General features: G+C 49.8%; 16 protein-coding genes. 3 read left to right on the forward strand and 13 right to left on the reverse strand.

Annotation, left to right across the window (positions count from 1 at the left end; all coding sequences use genetic code 11):
- Positions 1-291 precede the first annotated feature (291 nt).
- From EPD17_RS15290 to EPD17_RS15325, 8 genes are all read right to left on the reverse strand, one after another.
- A complete protein-coding gene (locus EPD17_RS15290; protein ID WP_132055484.1) occupies positions 292-1161 on the reverse strand; it encodes an anti-sigma factor in 870 nt (289 codons plus the stop codon).
- Between the two features lie 8 nt (positions 1162-1169).
- Entirely contained in the window at positions 1170-1673 is a 504-nt protein-coding gene (locus EPD17_RS15295; RefSeq protein ID WP_132055485.1) for an RNA polymerase sigma factor, read from the reverse strand.
- 57 nt (positions 1674-1730) lie between these two features.
- Positions 1731-2708 carry a signal recognition particle-docking protein FtsY gene (ftsY, locus tag EPD17_RS15300; RefSeq protein ID WP_132055486.1) on the reverse strand — a complete coding sequence of 326 codons (978 nt, stop codon included), beginning with the start codon at positions 2706-2708 and terminating at the stop codon, positions 1731-1733.
- Between the two features lie 5 nt (positions 2709-2713).
- Positions 2714-2929: a PLD nuclease N-terminal domain-containing protein gene (locus EPD17_RS15305; protein ID WP_132055487.1), complete on the reverse strand. Its 216-nt coding sequence runs from the start codon at positions 2927-2929 to the stop codon at positions 2714-2716.
- 173 nt (positions 2930-3102) lie between these two features.
- Complete coding sequence (locus tag EPD17_RS15310) at positions 3103-3276, reverse strand: DUF4295 domain-containing protein (RefSeq protein ID WP_114236197.1); 174 nt, start codon at positions 3274-3276, stop codon at positions 3103-3105.
- 75 nt (positions 3277-3351) lie between these two features.
- Complete coding sequence (rpmG, locus tag EPD17_RS15315) at positions 3352-3534, reverse strand: 50S ribosomal protein L33 (RefSeq protein WP_114236198.1); 183 nt, start codon at positions 3532-3534, stop codon at positions 3352-3354.
- 82 nt (positions 3535-3616) lie between these two features.
- A complete protein-coding gene (gene rpmB, locus EPD17_RS15320) occupies positions 3617-3853 on the reverse strand; it encodes a 50S ribosomal protein L28 (RefSeq protein ID WP_114236199.1) in 237 nt (78 codons plus the stop codon).
- A 94-nt stretch (positions 3854-3947) separates the two neighbouring features.
- Positions 3948-4172, reverse strand: coding sequence for a hypothetical protein (locus EPD17_RS15325; protein WP_132055488.1), 225 nt, complete (start codon positions 4170-4172; stop codon positions 3948-3950).
- A 230-nt stretch (positions 4173-4402) separates the two neighbouring features.
- Here EPD17_RS15325 and lpdA point away from each other — a divergent pair, with 230 nt between their 5' ends.
- Complete coding sequence (gene lpdA / locus EPD17_RS15330) at positions 4403-5806, forward strand: dihydrolipoyl dehydrogenase (RefSeq protein ID WP_132055489.1); 1404 nt, start codon at positions 4403-4405, stop codon at positions 5804-5806.
- A 670-nt stretch (positions 5807-6476) separates the two neighbouring features.
- Here the strand turns inward: lpdA and EPD17_RS15335 are convergent.
- On the reverse strand, positions 6477-7235 hold the full coding sequence (locus tag EPD17_RS15335; protein ID WP_132055490.1) for a DUF4197 domain-containing protein: 759 nt from the start codon (positions 7233-7235) through the stop codon (positions 6477-6479).
- Between the two features lie 171 nt (positions 7236-7406).
- Between EPD17_RS15335 and EPD17_RS15340 the strand changes: the two genes are divergently transcribed.
- Positions 7407-8543, forward strand: coding sequence for an NAD(P)/FAD-dependent oxidoreductase (locus tag EPD17_RS15340; protein ID WP_132055491.1), 1137 nt, complete (start codon positions 7407-7409; stop codon positions 8541-8543).
- On the opposite strand, the gene EPD17_RS15345 is transcribed toward EPD17_RS15340, so the two are convergent.
- Positions 8532-9809, reverse strand: a complete 1278-nt coding sequence (locus EPD17_RS15345) for a M43 family zinc metalloprotease (protein ID WP_132055492.1) — start codon at positions 9807-9809, stop codon at positions 8532-8534. The genes EPD17_RS15340 and EPD17_RS15345 overlap by 12 nt on opposite strands.
- A gap of 365 nt (positions 9810-10174) precedes the next feature.
- Here EPD17_RS15345 and EPD17_RS15350 point away from each other — a divergent pair, with 365 nt between their 5' ends.
- Complete coding sequence (locus tag EPD17_RS15350) at positions 10175-10993, forward strand: glutaminyl-peptide cyclotransferase (RefSeq protein WP_132055493.1); 819 nt, start codon at positions 10175-10177, stop codon at positions 10991-10993.
- Positions 10994-11048: 55 nt separating this feature from the next.
- On the opposite strand, the gene EPD17_RS15355 is transcribed toward EPD17_RS15350, so the two are convergent.
- From EPD17_RS15355 to EPD17_RS15365, 3 genes are all read right to left on the reverse strand, one after another.
- On the reverse strand, positions 11049-11963 hold the full coding sequence (locus EPD17_RS15355; RefSeq protein WP_240040641.1) for a methyltransferase domain-containing protein: 915 nt from the start codon (positions 11961-11963) through the stop codon (positions 11049-11051).
- Between the two features lie 496 nt (positions 11964-12459).
- The gene (locus tag EPD17_RS15360; RefSeq protein WP_132055495.1) at positions 12460-13092 is read right to left on the reverse strand and encodes a hypothetical protein; all 633 of its coding nucleotides are present in this window, start codon (positions 13090-13092) and stop codon (positions 12460-12462) included.
- Positions 13092-14732 (reverse strand): TonB-dependent receptor, encoded by a 1641-nt coding sequence (locus EPD17_RS15365; RefSeq protein WP_132055496.1) that lies wholly within the window; start codon positions 14730-14732, stop codon positions 13092-13094. Before EPD17_RS15365 ends, EPD17_RS15360 begins: the two co-directional genes overlap by 1 nt.
- Positions 14733-14885: the final 153 nt, after the last annotated feature.

Genomic DNA, 14885 nt, shown 5'->3' on the forward strand with positions numbered 1-14885 from the left:
TTTCGCTTTTTGAAAAATAATTACGCAGGGCACTGCTAAATGGTTTGAATTTTTTTGAAAAAAATGGATAAAAACCAGCTCTGTTGCAGGTTTGGTGTTATTGCAATAGAATCGTTACACAAAAACGAAAAAAGTTTGTGCATGCCCGTTAGTAACGGGCTCGACAATAAAACAAGCCATCAATGTTGCTGCAAAAACTTTTCTTCAAAAGCGTGAACAAATGAGAAACATGGGCACAAAAAAAGGAAGCAGCGCTTCCCGAATATGATTGCAACGATTCTCTAAAAGCAATTATACTATGCCCATTACCCACATCGCTTCCATGGTAGGCACCGGGCTACCGCCAGCCTGCTCCAGCGTAATGGCAAATGCTTCGGCACGTTCAAAAGTTTTCATTTGCTGGAGGCTTGTTTGGGCACTGCCCAGCATGCCGCCATCCACCGGCTTGCCATCTACAATGGCCCAAAGCTGGTACTGCTTTCCTTGCGGTGCCGCCGGTAGCGACACAGGGCTAATGAATACTTCCTTGGTTTGAGTATTCCAGAACAATTGTGCCAGCGCATCCCTTTTGCCGGGCACGGCGCTGAGTTTAATTTTTTTATAAACATCGCTCTGCATCATTTGCAACATCTGCCCCGAGGCCAGGTTTTCGCGTTGCAAGGTTACTACCTGGCGGTTTAGGCTGCGCATGCTTTGTTGCAGGCCAACCACCTCGTTTCGGTAGTCGCGGTTTTTATTCGCTAAAAAAATAACCCCGCCCAGCGACAGCAACACACCGATCAGTGCGGCAGCGGGCAGCCAAAACTGCACTTTGCCGGTGCGGTGTGGCGGTTGCATGGGCACAACGCCCGGGTCGGTTTGCTCTTCGGCCACGTGCAAATGCCTGCCGGTATGGATGGGCACCACCGGCACGTCCGATTCGTCCTCTTCCCTTTTCAGGTTGCGGAGCCGCTCCATCAGGCCCTCTTTTACCGAAGGTGCAGGCACAGCGGCAGCCCCGCCGGCTACGCCCACCAGCGATGCACTGATCCGGTCCAGTTCTTCCTGTATTTCGGGAAACAGCAGTGCCAACTGGGCAATTTTATAGCCCTCGTCGGGCGGTAGCATGCCCAGAACGTACAGTTCAAAATCGCCGGATGATATGATACAACTAAGATCCACAGTCGTTTTTATCGGTTTGTGCCCACCAGCTTGCGCAGCTGTAGCAGCGTTGATCGGATACGGGTTTTTACAGTGCCTAGCGGAATGCCCAGCATTTTGGCAATTTCCTCCTGCGTATATCCCTGAAAATACGATAACTGCAGCAGCCGGCGGCTTTCCTCGGGCAAGCCCTCCAGTGTTTTTTTCAGGCCAATATCGGAAATGCTGCTGTGCAGCCCGCCTTCGTGGTTATATACGTTTTCGGTAAGTGCTGTGGTTTGGGCCTCCCGCTTAAAATCCCTGGAGCGGGTACGATCAATGGCCGTGTTGCGGGCAATGTTCAGCATCCAGGTGTACAGGCGGCCTTTGGCTGCATCGTAGCTGCCTACATACTGCCATATTTTTACAAAAACATCCTGCAGCACATCTTCCGCCAGCTCGGGCTGGGGCAATATCTGGTAAATAACGGTGTACAGTGCCTTGCTATAATGATCGTACAGGTAGCTGAATGCAGCTTCATCATGTGCCTGCAAACGGGCTACCAGGTCGGCTTCGGGGTATGTTTCGGGGGGCGGCAGGGTAAACAGCGATTAAGATTTTTCCAAATTAAATAAACTGTCTACAAACTCATGTTTGTCGAACACCAGCAGATCCTCCATTTTTTCACCCACGCCAATAAACTTCACCGGGATCTTGAACTGGTTGGCGATGGCCAGCACCACGCCGCCTTTTGCCGTGCCATCGAGTTTGGTTATCGCCAGTGCGGTAACATCGGTGGCGGCGGTAAACTGCTTGGCCTGTTCTAGGGCGTTTTGCCCTGTTGATCCATCCAGCACCAACAGCACCTCGTGTGGCGCATCCGGAATTACTTTTTGGATCACCCGTCGGATCTTGCTCAGCTCATCCATTAGGTGCAGCTTGTTGTGCAACCGGCCGGCCGTATCAATCAGCACCACATCCGACCCGCGGGAAACGGCGCTGGAAGCGGTGTCAAATGCCACGGCTGCGGGATCGGAACCCATGGCTTGTTTTACAATTTCCACCCCGGTGCGTTCGCTCCAAATGGTGAGCTGGTCAACGGCGGCAGCCCTAAAAGTATCGGCGGCGCCGAGCAGCACGTTTTTACCCGCTTGTTTAAAATTATACGCCAGCTTGCCAATGGTGGTGGTTTTGCCCACGCCATTTACGCCTACTACTAAAATGATGTACGGCTTTTTCGGCAGGTCGGAATGAAAGTCGTAGTTGTTGCCGCCCTTGGCATCAACCAGCGTGTCTTTAATTTCCTCCTGCAGAATCTTATTTAGCTCCGAAGTATTGATGTATTTATCGCGGGCCACACGTTGCTCCACCCGCTCGATGATCTTCACGGTTGTTTCAATACCCACATCGGCACCAACCAGGGCTTCTTCCAGGTTGTCGAGCACTTCTTCATCGACGGTGCTTTTCCCGGCAATGGCCTTGGTTACTTTCGAAAAAAAGTTTTCCTTGGTTTTTTGCAGGCCTTCATTGAGGCTTTCTTTTTCCTTTTCCTTATCGCGTTTGCCAAAAAGTTTGTCGAAAAAACCCATGCTGATTACTGATTGATTTTATTTTTTCTTCCGGCCAGGAAATAAAAAAGCATGCCCAGTACCGGCGCAAATAATACCACCAGTACCCACACCAGCTTGTCGTTGGCATTTGCGAACTGGCTCCCAACCACATCCCAAAGGGCCACTGCCCACAACACTATCAACAAGAGTGAAAGGACAGTAAAGAGGATTATTGCCCAATCTGGTGCAAATAGTACCATATGATGCTTTTTTCAAAAGTAGGGCAAATGCGCTACAACGGCACCGGCCAGTTTTGCTGCCGCCAAAGTTCGTGCATTCGATGATTTGGCCTTTGCTTATTTGCTGCCATGATAAAACAACAAAAGCCGTCCTGGAAAGGACAGCTCCTGAATATTATTCACCCAAGGCACAATTACTTTTGCGCCAGAAAATCTTTCACTTTGTCTTTGTGAATGATGTTCTCTTTGAAGGTGTAAGCGCCGGTTTTGGGGCTGCGTACGGCCTTGATTACTTTGGTCCAGTTCTTAGCCTCGGCAGAGGCCTTCAGGTCTTTAACCTTCGAGTTTTTTGATGCTGCTTTTGCCATGACAAATCAGTTTATAGCTTTTAGTTCTTAGTTTAGATTGGCTTCAATCTGAAACCACAAACTATAGACAATTGATTACTTGATCTCTTTGTGAACAGTTACCTTTTTCAGGTTGGCGTTGAATTTCTTCAACTCCAGACGCTCAGGGTTGTTCTTTTTATTTTTTACGGTAATGTAACGGCTGGTACCGGGCACGTCGGTTGTTTTTTGCTCAGTGCACTCCAGGATTACTTGTACACGGTTTCCTTTCTTTGCCATCTTGTTTTAGTTTGCTCATGAGCCGGTTTTGTTGCCGGGCTCAAAATGTTATTTACGCACTACTGACGGGCAGTAGCTGATTTTAGATGTGTTGCCCTTGTGCACGCAGATCTTTCACTACCGCCAGCAGGCCTCTTTTGTTGATGGTGCGGATTCCGTCAGCGGTCAGCTTCAGGGTGATCCATTTGTTTTCTTCGGCCAGGAAAAAACGCTTGGTCTGCAAATTGGGCAGAAAACGGCGCTTGGTCTTAATGTTCGAGTGTGAAACCTTGTGACCGCCGATGGGCGTTTTGCCTGTAACCTGACATACTCGTGCCATGACTTGGAAAAATTTTGGACGGCAAAAGTAGCTATTTCTGCCCAAAGAAAAAATTGAATTCCCAAAAAAAATGGGAAAATTCATCCGTCCGCCTTTAAGCCAGCCCTTTTATCGCCCGGTCGTTCACCGAAATAATGCGCTGCAAAGGTATGCGAATGGCACCATCGGCCACCACCACCGGCTCGTTACCGTCGTTTTCCAGATCGGTAATGCGAGCCTGCAGTGTAATGATGCCGCCGTTGTCGCCCTCAAAGCGCAGCCGCACCACTTGGCGCAGGTCCATCAGCTCCTCCAACTGTTCCATCAATGCCTGATTCATACTGCTATGATTATATAAACCACAAACTACAAAGGGCAAACTACAAACTAAAAACCGCAATCTGCCCCACCCCATCCCGCTTTTGCACTTTAACGCTTTTAAAGTAGCTTCGCCACGCAAAAAATCGGTGAGCGTCACCTGCCTGCAGACCCGCAGTTTTACCAAAGGCTGTACCGCCTCGGCACTTGACCACTGACCCTTAAATCGAACATCAAAAATCAAAAAAGATCATGGCTTACGATGTCGTAGTTATCGGTAGCGGACCGGGCGGCTATGTGGCTGCCATCCGCGCAGCACAGCTTGGCTTTAAAACCGCAGTTATTGAAAAAGAAAGCCTCGGCGGTGTGTGCCTCAACTGGGGTTGCATTCCTACTAAAGCGTTGCTGAAAAGTGCCCAGGTTTTAGAATATATCAAACACGCCCAGGACTTTGGCATCCAGGCCCAGGGTCAGCAGGATTTTCCTGCTGTAGTAAAACGCAGCCGCGGCGTGGCCGACAAAATGAGTAAGGGCGTACAGTTCCTGATGCGCAAAAACAAGATCGACGTGGTGATGGGCTTTGGCAAAGTGGTGGCCAAAGGCAAAGTGGAAGTAACCGCAGCCGACGGCAACAAAACAACCGTTGAAGGCAAACACATCATCCTGGCTACCGGCGGCCGTTCGCGCCAGCTGCCCACCATGCCCATTGATGGTAAAAAGATCATCGGCTACCGCGAAGCCATGGTACTGCCCACCCAACCCAAAAGCATGATCGTAGTAGGCTCGGGCGCCATTGGCGTTGAGTTTGGCTATTTCTACAACAGCATGGGCACTAAGGTTACCATCGTTGAGTTTATGCCGCGCATTGTGCCGGTTGAGGACGAAGACATTTCGAAAGAGCTGGAGAAAAGTTTTAAAAAACAAGGCATCGAAGTAATGACCAACGCCGAGGTAACCAAAGTGGACACTTCTGGCGAAGGTGTAAAAGCAACCGTGAAGACCCAGCAGGGCGAAGTGGTGCTGGAAGCCGATGTGCTGCTGAGCGCTGTAGGCGTACAGTCCAACCTCGAAGGCATCGGCCTCGAAGAACTGGGTGTTAAGTTTGAAAAAGGAAAAATCAACGTCGATAAATTTTACCAAACCAATGTTCCCGGCATTTACGCCATTGGCGATTGCGTGCCCGGACAAGCGCTGGCACACGTAGCTTCGAAAGAGGCCATCATTTGCGCCGAAGCCATTGGTTATGCCGAAAAGAAATACAATCATCAGCCCGAGGCACTCGACTACGGCAACGTACCGGGTTGCACCTACAGCTCGCCTGAGATTGCATCTGTGGGCATGAGCGAAAAGCAAGCCCGTGAAGCCGGCTACGAAGTAAAAGTGGGCAAGTTCCCGCTGAGCGCTTCGGGCAAGGCATCGGCTGCAGGCCACACCGAAGGTTTTGTAAAAGTGATCTTCGACGCCAAATACGGCGAATGGCTGGGCACCCACATGATCGGCTACAACGTAACCGAGATCATTGCAGAAAGCGTAGTGGCCCGCAAGCTGGAAACTACCTACCACGAGGTGTTGAACGCCATTCACCCGCACCCAACCATTTCGGAAAGCGTGAAAGACGCCATCGAAGTGGCTTACGGCGAAGCGATTCACCTGTAATACAATCTGCTAATTATGGAACGACAGTTCCAATATTTACCAAAGATTCCATCTCCTCAAGAGATGGAATCTTTTTTGTAACGGGCTGTGTTATTCCTATTGAGCCGCTGTTGCGTCGCACACTTGTACGTTCTGTAATACTATTGTGCCTTACTCAAGGACCTATCGTAAATCATCAGCCCTTATTAGCTGTCATGCCGAACTTGTTTCGGCATCTCCTTGTGCTTTTGTAAACTCCGCGAGATGAAGGAGCTGCCGAAACAAGTTCGGCATGACAGACACTGATTGAATTGAGTGGCCTATCAAACCGCTAAAGCTATGCGCTCTTTTAACAATGATCTCTGCAAACGGGCAGCCTCGTTGCTCTTGTCATCCTGAGCGCAGCGAAGGATCTGAGCCAGCACCGGCTCCGCTTAAAAAAAAGAGTGAGCCTCCTATTTCTTCGAAAGATTTTGCAACTACAACACTAGATACTTCGCTGCGCTCAGCATGACAAAGCACAGGCCATAAAGGCTTTAAAGTAAAACATCCATTGATGCACTTTCATTCAACCCAAATAAAAACACCACAAGAAAAATTTATCCTTGTGGCGTTCTACCTTGAAAGTAAATGTTTTAAAAGAACCCAATCATAAGCAGGCAAGTTCCCGCTAATTGGAAATAAAATTATTCTATTGTGCAAACACCTTTTTCAATAAATCCGTACTTCTTGCCGCCGGGTTCTTCCGGATCTTTTGCTCCTCCAAACTCAACTGCTGAAAAATACCGGCAAGTGCTTTCTGCGCCACATATTGGTTCAGGTCTGTTTCCACCCGTTCGCGGCTAAAGCGGTTATACGTAGTTGTTAGGGTCGTCCAGTGTTTGGTGGCATCCACTTTTGCCAGCGATTGGTCAATCACCGGCTTAAAAGCGGCCATCAGCGCCACCGATGTTTTGCTTTTCAGAAATTCGGTTGCTGCAAAATCACCGCCTTTTAAAATGCCCATGGCATCATTAAGCGTCATGCCACGGATGGCATCCACAAAAATCGGTGTGGCGTTTTTCGCTGCATCTTCCGCTGCACGGTTCATACTCAAAATAGCGGCATCCACTTGCTTGCCGAGGCCCACATTGCGCAGGGTGCTTTCCACTTTTTTAGCATCTTCTGGCATCAGTATTTTCAGCGCAGCATTTTTAAAAAACCCATCCGGCGCCGAAAGCAAACTGGTACCCCGCTCCGCGCCTACTTCCAGCGCCTGCTTCAATCCGGCAGCAATTTCATCGGAGCTCAGTGCCGATGCAGCGCCGCCTTTTTTAAACAGACCAGAAACTTTCGACAGCGTTGTGGAGTCTTTGCTGCCTGTATTTTTTTTCAGCACGTTGCCCAACTGGGCCGATGCGGTGCTTACGCTAAAAAGGAAGAGCAGTGCAATGGTTGATTGTTTTTTCATAGTAGATATTTGAAATATTGCAGCAAGTGCAACCGGCGGTTTTTCCGCCATGCCGATATAATTTTTCTTGTCGCAACCTGCACATCAAAAGCGCAAACAGGTAGCGGCGTTGGCTTCAAATTTAACCTGCACCCATCATAACACCGGGTTAAAATGGTTTAACTTCAATACATGATCTCCATCTGGGAACAGGAAACATTTCTTGCACCGCAAGACATCATCATTGCTGGTAGCGGTTTTAACGGGCTGTGGGCCGCATTTTACCTTAAAAAGAAAAGTCCTAAACTCCGCATCACCATATTGGAAGGCGGGCCCATTCCCACTGGCGCCAGCACCCGCAATGCAGGCTTTGCATGCTTTGGTTCGCTGAGCGAACTGATGTACGACGGCGCCACCATGGGCACCGAAAAAATGCAGCAACTCGTAGAGCTGCGCTACAAAGGATTGCAGCGCATTCCCAAACAGTTCAAGCCATCACAAATCGATTTCGACTTATGCGGCGGCTATGAATTGTTTGGTCCGGCGCACAACCCAACTGCCGATAAATTGGACGCGGACATCGCTTACATCAATACTTTGTTGCAGGATATTACGGGTAGTAAAAGCACATTTAAGCGCACCGATAAAAAGCTGGAAAGCTTCGGTTTTGGCCACACAACACACCTTGTAAAAAACAAATTGGAAGGATACCTGCACCCGGGCAAGCTACTTCAATGCCTGCTGCAGACCGTGCAATCAATGGGTGTGCAGGTGCTCAATGGCTTTGCCATAAAAAGCTTTGAGCACAAAGGCCACAGCCTGGATGTGCACACAGAAAATGGCTACAGTTTTACCACCGCACAACTGCTGGTGTGCACCAATGCTTTTGCTAAAACACTGATGCCGGATGCCGACATTGTGCCGACTCGTGGGCAGGTGTTGCTCACGTCACCTATCGATGGATTGCAGTGGAAAGGCACCTTTCACTCCGACGAGGGTTATTACTATTTCCGCAACCTGGGCAACCGTGTGTTGCTCGGCGGTGCCCGCAATAAGGATCTTGCAGGTGAGCAAAGTTTTGTATTTGCCACAACGGATACCATCCAGGATGAACTGGAACGCTACCTGGCCGAAGTGGTGCTGCCGCAACATGCCGGTCAATACAGCATTGAGCGACGCTGGAGTGGCATCATGGCTATGGGCAGCGAAAAAACCCCGATCGTTGGTGAAGTGCAGCCCCGCGTTTTTGCGTCGGTGCGCATGAGCGGCATGGGTGTGGCGCTGGCACCGGTCATGGCCCAGCAGGTGGCCGATATGTTATTGGCCTGAGCCTGTTTTAATGAATTTTTCGGTGATGCGGTTGCCGTTGGCAAAGCCCTGGATAAAATACATACCGGTAGCCAGTCCATTCAGCGCCACTTTTTGCTGCAGCGAAGTAATGATTACTTTTTTGGCTACGCCACCATTCATGCCGACAACCTGCAACTCTTTTCCAATCCAGCTTGCATCGGGTAATGTCACGGTAATCCAATCGGCAGCGGGGTTAGGATAAAGGGCCACTTTGGCAACATCTACCCTTGTTTCCGGTGTGGCAGGCTTGGTAGCAACCGTATCGATTGGTGCTGGTGCTGCAACTACAGGCGCTTCTTCAACTGTGGGTGCATCCAGGCCTTTGCTGGTGAGGATTTTCCTGCGTGATCCGCCAGCAGCAAACAGGGAACGCATCTTTGTTTTTTGTCCATGCGTAAACAGGTTCATGCAGGCATCGTTTGTAAAGTCCATGTAGTTCATGTACATGTCGCCCTGCGTGCCGTTGTTGCAGCTGCTCAAAAAATAAGTAGGACAGCCCGATGTAAACCCACCTTGTTTGGGTGTATCATCAATACCATCATCACCGCAATCGGCATCGCCCCAAATATGTTTCAATCCCATCCAGTGGCCTACTTCGTGCACCAGGGTGCGGCCCATATTGTACGCACCGCTTTTACCCAGCCCGCTAAAAATGGGTGAATGAACCACGATGCCGTCTACTTCTTTGGCATCGCGGGGCATGCTGCTATAGCCCAATGTGCGGGGCATGTTGCCTACCCAAATATTGAGGTACTGGCTCGCATCCCATGCATCGGCGCCGCCGGTTTTGCTGCTTTTAATTTTATCATCAATGGTCCAGTCTTTTACGTTGGTGCGTTTGCGTACAATGCCGTTGGTGGCTACACCGCGGGGATCGGAAGTGGCGAGTACAAATTCGATTTCTACATCGGCAGCAAGCGCTTTAAAACGTGCAGGCGTATTTACGGTATCGGCGTTGCGGCGGCGAAAATCACGGTTGAGTGCAGCGATGCCGCTCTTGATTTGTGCGTCGGAAATGTTTTGTGCTTCGGTTTGGTACACCACGTGCACCACTACCGGGATGCGGATCACACCTGTAGGTACCGTAGTTGTGCTGGTGCCTTCCATTCCACTGATCACTTCAGCAATGTGCAGGTTGTGGAGGCTTGCAGCGGGCTGGTTAGCCTTGTTTGCAGCTACGCAAACACGCTGTGCCTGCAGCGGGTATATAATGAAAAAAGAGAGTGCCAGTAAAATTGTCCTCATAGTTCCAGGGTTTGCCGGAATGCACAGGAGGGTTGGAAACGACTGGCTTTTGCACGATATGGACGGGCGGCATTATAGGAGGACTATGGCCTTTTTCAGAGGATTGGAACTATTGTATGGAATAAAAATGTAACGCATCAACGATTCGTTGAAATGGGCAGAAATGCAACTGATGCAAATCGTACAGCACACAACAAGGAATGCAAAAAACTACAACGGTAAACTCAGGATAATAGAAGGAGTGGAATTTGAAAGGATACGGTTTCTTTGAAGGGTGCTTCAAAAATACACATTTGTAGTTAACCGCCAAGCACCTTTATAAATTTGTTTTCCGCAGGCTTGGAGCCAAGCTATATTTTTGCGTTATGAAATGGCTGCATATCCTTTTGATTGCCGGAACATCTTGTATTTTTTTTGCATGTGCCAATAGCGACCAAAGCGCAAATGATGGCGGCACCGGCATTACCAGCAATGTGCAGCAGCTCTCCTACTCCGTTGCGGCCACTTACCCGCACGATACATCATCATTTACCCAAGGCCTTGAATTTTACAATGGTAAACTGCTGGAAAGCACGGGCAATTTGGGTAAATCAAAATTGATGCAGGTGGACATGGCCACCGGTAATGCAGTAACCAGCAAACCACTGTCGGCGGAACTATTTGGGGAAGGCCTGACTGTGTTGAACGATACCCTTTACCAGCTTACCTGGCAAAACCGCAAGGTGCTGGTGTATGATGCCAAAAGCCTGCAACCTATAAAAGAACTGCCGCTGAACACCGACGGCTGGGGCATTGCCAACGATGGCCAAAACCTGATTGTAACGGATGGCAGTAGCAACTTATATTTTTACGAGCCGGGCACGTTCCGGCTGCTGCGTACACAAGGCGTTACCATGGACGAAACGCCCATCGGCAACCTGAACGAACTGGAATTCATCAATGGGTTTTTATATGCCAATATTTGGCAAACGCCTTACATCGTGAAGATTGATCCCTCCAGCGGGCAGGTGTTGGCGCGACTTGATTTTTCGGATTTGGTGCAGCGGGTAAAAACAAAGATCCCGCAGTATGACACCGGCAATGAAGCCACACTCAATGGCATTGCTTACGATTCAACCACCAGGAAAATCTACATCACGGGTAAATACTGGCCGGAACTGTACGAGGTGCAGTTTGAGCATTGATGGCTGGTGGTGCAAGGCAAAAGAATATAGACTATAGACGAAAGACTATAGACAGTTACTTTTTCTCGATTATATAAATCAGCGAGCTGCACTGGTCAGGATGCAGCAGTGTATTCAGGTTTGATCGAATGCCGGTAAAGCCTGCATGCAGCCAGTTGGGCTTTTTGCCGTTGCGGTATTTACTACTCAATAAGGACACATAAAAAGCATCAAACCACATTGGTTTTTGCGCCACAATGCGTAAACCATGCTGCGCTACCAAAGCAGCCATTGATCTGGGTGTAAAATGATACAGGTGGCGCGGCACATCGTAGGCCGCCCAGTTGGTGCGGTACACTTCAGCATCCAGCGAGCCATAATTTGGTACAGCAATCAGCAATTTGCCACCCGGCGCCAGTAACTCCTGCAGGCGGTCCATATATGGGTGCAGGTCGTGTACATGCTCCAGCACATGCCACAGCGTAATAGCATTGAATGATTGCGGCGCAAACTCGTACAACGCCTGCGGCTCCTGCGCTTCCACACCATAACGTGATTTGGCCATCCGCCGTGCATCGGCATCGGGCTCCACGCCTGTCGCCTTCCAGCCCCGCTCCTTCATGTGGTGCAAAAAGGTACCGGTGCCGCAACCTACATCCAAAATAGCTCCCTGCTTCAAGCCAGTAGCGTCTTCAATGAGCTTCGCCTTTTGGCTGATGGTGATGCGCCGTACCCGTTGGTACAGGTTATTCATCAGCCCCTTTGTATCGTCGGTATGCGAAATATAATCTTCCGATTTATAAAACGCACCAATAGAAGCTGCATCGGGCACATCCTGCGTAAAGCGCAGCGAACAGGCGGCGCATTGCCAAAGCACAAATTCGCGGCCGCTGACCGTAAAATCTTTTATCGCCTGCAGGGGGTTGATCTCCGCACTGCCGCAAACCGGGCAGGATGTATAATGCACCGTACCATTCATAGTGGACTGCAAGGTAAATGCAATGGGTTAATTAGCCAATATTGTGGGGAGGATGGATGATAGTAGGGAGTTCAGAGTTGGTAGTTGACAGTTGGTAATTGATAGTTCTAAGTCGGGAGTGTCAATGTGTCGATGCCTTTTTACTGTGGTGCGATGTGAAGCCGTCATTGCGAGGCGCAGCGAAAGCAATGTAGTTAAGTAAAAGGTGGGCGCCGATGCAATCTCCAACAATATCAGACCCTTTTAAACCTCTTAGTTGAAAGGGGATTGCTTCGGCGCCGAAAAACCGACTAACCCATAATGCACCCGCTGCGCCTCGCAATGACTGTTGTGTCAAAGCATTTTAGCAACAACACAGTACGACTATCAACTGTCAACCACTAACTCCTTCCTCGGGCCCGCGAAGTATTTTTTGCCGGAAAAAAATCACGATAAGAAACTTTGCAATAACTAGAGGCTTTTTACGTCGGAATCGAGAAGAACACTTTTTCGACAAAAATCTATTTTGCTAATTATGCTGCACCGGTGCCTGCTCGATATCTACCTTTTGCTGCAAGCCCGAAGCGGCAGTTGGACTATTTGCAATGTAAATATGATAGGCAATAAAAAGCAACGACAAGATCGCGACAATCCAGCCCACCAGCACCACCCATGAACGCCGCGGCGCATCTTCCAGCAACTCCGACTGGTATTCTTCGGTACTCATGTGCCGCTCCACATCCCCTACCAGCACGGTATGCTGCACGTTTTCTCGGAGTACCCGCTGTGCCGCTACCGGATCCAGCATTGCAGTGTTCGCGTCCTGCGGTTCAAATTGGATATAAGCACCTTCCAGCTCCAACCGGCCAATGCCCTGCCAGCTAAAAGGCTGCTCCTGCAGGCGGCTGCGCAGCGCTTCGCCAAAACGGGTCAGTTCTTCGGCCACCAGGTTGGTGTCATTGTTGTAGGCATAGGCCAGCATTTGAATCTGGTGCTCCTCCACCATTGCCTGCCGCGAAAAATGCACCTGATGGTGCGGTGGCAGTAATTGCTGGTTCACCACATCCAACTGTGCGGGCTGCTGCACCAACTGCAACGTACCCACACCCGGAATGCCTACCGTTTTATACGTAAAAAAATACTGATGTAATTCCTGAAACACTATTTATTCCCGTTTTGAGCGAACGAAAATACAACGCCGCCGAGGAAGTTGAACCCATAAACCGGATATTGGTTCCAGCGCTGGTATTCTTTACCAAAAATATTGTTGAACTGCGCCCACAGTTTAATGTTTTTTGCAATACCAAATTCCATCCCGGCATTGAGGTCCACCGCACCTTTCTGGCGGCGGCCATCGCCACCTTTGGTAAGATAACGGGCACCCTCAAACGCAAACATATCCGCAGTGGCATACAGGTCTTTTAAGATCTGCACCCGCAGCCGGCTGGTGAATTCCATCGGCAGCAGTCCCCAAGCTTTGTCGTTATCGCGCAGGCCGGAAAAGTTATTCAGCCGCAGCATCGTGTTAAACGAAACACGTTCGCCCCAGGTATAACCCATTTCACCGGCAATGTACACGTTGGTCATTTTCGACTCGTTCAGCACCTGGAACGATTTGCCGCTGGCGGTATCGTTCACAAACAGGGGCTGGTTGTTGAGCCGGTTGGAACCCGCACGAACGTTGTAAGAAAAATGATCGCCCACCGAACCTTTCACACCCACATAGCGCTCCTCGATGCGGGTGTTGTACACCGTATCTGGCGCCCAGATCCATGGGTTGAAATTGGCAAGGTATTGAAAGCCGGAACTGCGGAAGTAACCCAGCCATCCCAGTTGCACGGTAAAGCCCTTGCTGGCAATGCCAAATTCGGCAGTAACGTTGGGAAGTACTTTAAATCCGCCGCCTTCCCACGCTGGTTTGATGCCTGCCTGCACCTGCACATTGGCATTATGAAAACGCAGCTCGGGAGCCAGCAAAAAGTAATTATTACTCACCACATCTTTTCCTTCGGGCTTGTAGCGGGTAAGGTTGGTTTCGGCGGCAAGCTTTGCGGTAAATCGGTTGCTGATGTTTTTAGAAAGGGGCAAATACAGGTAAGTGTTGCTCTCCGAATTGCTCAGACCATCGTTGAAAATATCGATGCGAATTTCCGGCGCATAATTCAAACCATATTTGGTGGGCTCCAGGTTGCGGTATGCCAGGCGGCCGCGAATGGTTGCGTATTTCACCCGCAGTGAATCTTCGGGAAACTTCAGCGTATCGGGCTGAAAGCCGTAGCGGTAATAGCGGTCTTGCACCGTACCAATGCGGGCCTGCCACTCGCCGTTGCGGGCATTTTGTAAAAAAGCGTTGGCTTCTACCTCGGTGTTGCTGAACTTTTGAAAAGGCCGCTTGCCTTTTGAGGAAACATGGCTGCCGTATAAGTTGAGCCCAGATGTTTTGCCATCGCCTAATGAAAGGCCCACTTGTGCATAAGGTGTACTGAGGTTACCAAAACCCAGCTTTGCATAATTGTGCCCATCAAAGCGGCCACCGGTATCTACCTGCAACGCCATTGGTTTTAACGAACCCGGCTGAAACGCCAGCGAAAGGTTCTGGTTGGGAATGGTGTATTGCAGCCGCGGCCGGGTAGTATCGGCAGTGGGCGGAGCAGCGTTGAAATTGATCTTGGCGGCTTCGCGGAGCTCGGGCTTGAAGGTGGACGTAACGCTTACTTCGCGTTTGCGGGTAGTGTCCTGCGCCTGTGCGCCAAGGCCTAAAGCAATGAACAGCGAACCGGCGATAAAGTATTTTGTATTCATTGAGAAACGATGTCTTTTGAATTTGGGGCCACTAAGGCACGAAGAACACAAAGCAGCACTAAGAAATTCCTTCGTGCCTCTTGGTGCCTTTGGGCCTTAGTGGCGAAAAGGCTGAATAGCGATGGGAACGTACAAGAGTGCGACGCAACAGGT

It is taken from the genome of Pseudocnuella soli (assembly GCF_004347775.1).
Classification (GTDB): Bacteria; Bacteroidota; Bacteroidia; order Chitinophagales; family Chitinophagaceae; genus Flavisolibacter; species Flavisolibacter aquaticus.

Bases quoted from the DNA above. Each gene is read 5' to 3' on its own strand.
- ftsY (WP_132055486.1), bottom strand. From the start codon at position 2,708: ATGGGTTTTTTCGACAAACTTTTTGGCAAACGCGATAAGGAAAAGGAA.
- EPD17_RS15305 (WP_132055487.1), bottom strand. From the start codon at position 2,929: ATGGTACTATTTGCACCAGATTGGGCAATAATCCTCTTTACTGTCCTT.
- EPD17_RS15310 (WP_114236197.1), bottom strand. From the start codon at position 3,276: ATGGCAAAAGCAGCATCAAAAAACTCGAAGGTTAAAGACCTGAAGGCC.
- rpmG (WP_114236198.1), bottom strand. From the start codon at position 3,534: ATGGCAAAGAAAGGAAACCGTGTACAAGTAATCCTGGAGTGCACTGAG.
- rpmB (WP_114236199.1), bottom strand. From the start codon at position 3,853: ATGGCACGAGTATGTCAGGTTACAGGCAAAACGCCCATCGGCGGTCAC.
- EPD17_RS15325 (WP_132055488.1), bottom strand. From the start codon at position 4,172: ATGAATCAGGCATTGATGGAACAGTTGGAGGAGCTGATGGACCTGCGC.
- lpdA (WP_132055489.1), top strand. From the start codon at position 4,403: ATGGCTTACGATGTCGTAGTTATCGGTAGCGGACCGGGCGGCTATGTG.
- EPD17_RS15335 (WP_132055490.1), bottom strand. From the start codon at position 7,235: ATGAAAAAACAATCAACCATTGCACTGCTCTTCCTTTTTAGCGTAAGC.
- EPD17_RS15340 (WP_132055491.1), top strand. From the start codon at position 7,407: ATGATCTCCATCTGGGAACAGGAAACATTTCTTGCACCGCAAGACATC.
- EPD17_RS15345 (WP_132055492.1), bottom strand. From the start codon at position 9,809: ATGAGGACAATTTTACTGGCACTCTCTTTTTTCATTATATACCCGCTG.
- EPD17_RS15350 (WP_132055493.1), top strand. From the start codon at position 10,175: ATGAAATGGCTGCATATCCTTTTGATTGCCGGAACATCTTGTATTTTT.
- EPD17_RS15365 (WP_132055496.1), bottom strand. From the start codon at position 14,732: ATGAATACAAAATACTTTATCGCCGGTTCGCTGTTCATTGCTTTAGGC.